The 3263-nt window shown below is 45.2% G+C and carries 3 protein-coding genes; all 3 read right to left on the bottom strand.

Going from position 1 to position 3263, the window contains the following annotated elements; all coding sequences use genetic code 11:
- Positions 1 to 43: 43 nt before the first annotated feature.
- The 3 genes from QUA24_RS26875 to QUA24_RS26885 all read right to left on the bottom strand — a co-directional run bounded on the left by QUA24_RS26875 (position 44) and on the right by QUA24_RS26885 (position 2984).
- A complete protein-coding gene (locus tag QUA24_RS26875; RefSeq protein ID WP_333233445.1) occupies positions 44 to 232 on the bottom strand; it encodes a tetratricopeptide repeat protein in 189 nt (62 codons plus the stop codon).
- Positions 233 to 396: 164 nt separating this feature from the next.
- Positions 397 to 1992 (bottom strand): IS1182 family transposase, encoded by a 1596-nt coding sequence (locus QUA24_RS26880; protein WP_333233447.1) that lies wholly within the window; start codon positions 1990 to 1992, stop codon positions 397 to 399.
- Positions 1993 to 2306: 314 nt separating this feature from the next.
- Positions 2307 to 2984, bottom strand: a complete 678-nt coding sequence (locus tag QUA24_RS26885) for a S8 family serine peptidase (protein ID WP_333233449.1) — start codon at positions 2982 to 2984, stop codon at positions 2307 to 2309.
- Between the last annotated feature and the right edge of the window lie 279 nt (positions 2985 to 3263).

The raw sequence follows: 3263 nt of genomic DNA on the forward strand, positions 1-3263 counted from the left end.
TTCATTTTTTTATGGTCACAATCAAGTATTGCATATAATTGTATCATAGTCTTGATAATGATTTAGGATTGCTATAGTCGCCCAGAGAGAGGTAAGCAGCTCCTAAATTGCCCAGTATCCAACCTTCCCCGTAACGGTTTTTGATGGCTCGATAAATTTGCAGTGCCTGTTGCCAGGAATTCAGCGCTGCTGGAAATTGGCCAGTCTGAAACTGTTGAAGCCCCTGCTGCATTAGCCGATCGCCCTCTGCTTGACGAGCATCGGTAGTTTGAGCGATCGCTGGGAAGAGAGAGCCAGGAGTAGTTAATAGCGGGATAGTGGCAAGCAGGAACAGGGAAATGGAAGCTAGGGCGTCGGTTCAGTATTAGGAGTTGACAAGAAAACAGATGTATGGACTTACCCGGTCAATGAGTTAGACTCTATGCCCGGTTTAATTGGCAGAACCTCAGCCATTCGAGCAATGACATGAAGATTATGGACAACAGCGACTCGGCGTAGATCGAAGAGATTTTTCCGCTGTCCAAGATACCGGGCGCGGTTCCCCTGCCAATGCCCAATATGCGCTAAAGAGTGTTCAACTGTAGTACGTTTTCTCAAGTCTTGGCGACCAATAGCAGTGGATTGACGCGCTCGCAACTCTTGCATTAAGGCTTCATCAAGATGAATTGATACACTACGTCCTCTTTTACTGTTTGTACAGTCTTTTCTCAGAGGACAAATGGCACATTCACTCTGAGGAAAATGAACAGTTTTTCCGGGTTCAAATGAGACACTTACCTGATTAGGACAGCTAATTAAATGTGTATCCCAGTCTAGGAAAAAGGAATTTTTATCAAACCGCCCAGAATTTTTGACCGGCCACGCCTTACAAAATATATGTAATTTATCATCCCGTTGTGTAACCCAATGACTAGATAAATAAGCCCGGTCAATATGTAACTCAGCTAGGTGAATATTTTGAAATTTCAAGTCACGTTCTAGGTCAACTGTAGCAGCGGATTCTGGAGTATTGGCGCGAGTCAACGCCACCGCGCAAACTACACCACTATCTAAATCTTTGAGGACGTGGCGTTTATATCCATCTATTTTTTTAGACCGGCTTTTTCGCCCATGCCGCATATCGGGATCCTCAATAGAAATGCGACGGTCTTTGGCTACCCCTTTAGCAAGATTAGGAACTCCTTGAGAGTCTAAAGTCACATTTTGGGATTCAATGACTCGGGCAATATACAAGCTATCTTGAGCCGATTCAAACTCATCACAATTAGACTGGCTTTGCATCCATTCTTCTACAGAATCTAAGCTATTTAGGATAATGAAGAGTGCATTTTGACGCTCTACAGGATTATCCCAGTTTAAATCTAAGGCCGTTTTTAAGCTGGAACTATTGAGGATGGCTGCACCGGCTTCCAGGGCAATTTCTGCTGGCTCCCGCCCCTGCACAGCAGCTATCACACTCACTGCCTTACGCTCATCATGACCCAATAGATTATATGTATCTTCGACTTTACCGGCTCCCCATAACGGGGAGGAATCTAAGGCAGCTTTAAGTTGAGATGAGCCAAATCCACCTTTTTGTTTGGCAATTTCTACTGTGCGGTCAATTAAACGTTGGTCGAGTTCTTTTTTAATTAAGCCCTTTCTGAATCTAACCAACGTAGCTTTGCTGAAAGGGGGAGTTTCACAATTGAGACAATCAAGAACTAACTGCCACCGTTGATCCATCATCATTTCTTCAATCACTTCATCATCAGAAATCCCCAAATATGCTTGTAGAATAATTGCCAAGGCAAGTTGTGCAGGAGGAACTGGGCTGTGACCCACTGTGCTGTCTTTAAAAATTGTAGCGAGTTCCTCTTGGAACTCATCATTAAATATCAATGAACGGTTGAGTCGAAGAAACGTGAATAGCTTGGCTCTTTTGATGCGTTTGATAATCAACGATTCAGGGTCTGAGAGTTCAATTGGAGGATGCCATAAGGGAGGACGCATAAAGTTTCTTCCTTCTTCCTGATTGTTAGAATTGAAAAGGCTTTTCAAGCCATATCATACTAATCCAGTTTTGTCAAATCCTAATACTGAACCGACGCTCTAGGAAAACATTAGTGAGCCTAGAGTGGGTCGATTTGAGTCGCTTAAATGGGGAATACAGCATAGGATTCTAGAGTTGGAATGTAGAGAATTAGCCCGATCGCCCTTTCTGCCGTCGTCGTGCGATCGCCTCAATCTGCCACAGGCGATCGACCTTCATAGAAGCTTACTCTGCCTCCCCGATCTCGTGGCAGGGATGGAGACTCTAATCTCAATTAGACGACAATTTTAGCGATCGCCCGATCGGCTTGAATCAAACCAGATCCAGTGGCATAGTCAAATCCAACATCAAAACCGGGCGTGTTTGGATCATCCATATCCAGAGCCGTCTGCTCTAGTGCTCGATTAATTTCCGCAGGACTTAAGCGGGGATTTGCTTGCAGCATCAAAGCCACAACTGCCGCTACATGAGGAGCCGCTGCCGATGTGCCCAGAAAGTTGGGGAAACCGTCAGCATCTTGAGGAATGTCTGTGCCAAAGAACGTCGTATTGGTGTTGTCAGGCCCGACGAACTTCGGCTGCGGGCGAAACTCAGGTTTGGGTAAACGATTACCCCTCTCGTCAAACAGAATCGGAGTGCCGCCAGCCGAAGAAAAGTCTTCTAATCTTGCCGGATTTACACCGTAAGCAGGGGTGCCAAAGTAAGGGGCGGCTCCGACTGCTGCAACTCCCCTGGCATTTGCGTTGCCATATATAGTTGAACTATTGGTGTTGTAATTGTTGATTTTGAAGGTAGAGGAACCACTCGCCACGTACTTCATCAAACCGGGAGCAGAACCCGATCGCTTGGCAATCATGAGATTGAACTGATCCGAGCCAAACGAACCATTATTGCGGAAGGTGAAATACTCGATCGGATCTCCTCCCACGTTTGACAGTTGGCTGCTAGCCAAGATTTTTTGTTTTGTATTGTCAACCAGGTAAATATCGAGGTCGTTGGTTGAACGATCGAGCGGCGAGTCCCATTGGAATGAGATCGCGAGGGAATCGTTTTTCGCCAGTGTAATGCTTTGATAGACATCGACCCCAGTTCCTGGATCGAAGTCATGAAGTTCTCCATAATCCGCGAAGAACCCAGCCGACTTGAAATCACTTTGATAAGTAGTTACACAGAATTAATTACACAAATACATAGTAGAATGATATTCCAGGCAAAATTATGAGTTAATTAG

It is taken from the genome of Microcoleus sp. Pol12B5 (assembly GCF_036701335.1).
Classification (GTDB): Bacteria; Cyanobacteriota; Cyanobacteriia; order Cyanobacteriales; family Microcoleaceae; genus Microcoleus.

What these genes read in the sequence shown, in the direction of transcription:
- QUA24_RS26875 (WP_333233445.1), bottom strand. Translation starts at nt 232, where the DNA reads ATGCAGCAGGGGCTTCAACAGTTTCAGACTGGCCAATTTCCAGCAGCG.
- QUA24_RS26880 (WP_333233447.1), bottom strand. Translation starts at nt 1,992, where the DNA reads ATGCGTCCTCCCTTATGGCATCCTCCAATTGAACTCTCAGACCCTGAA.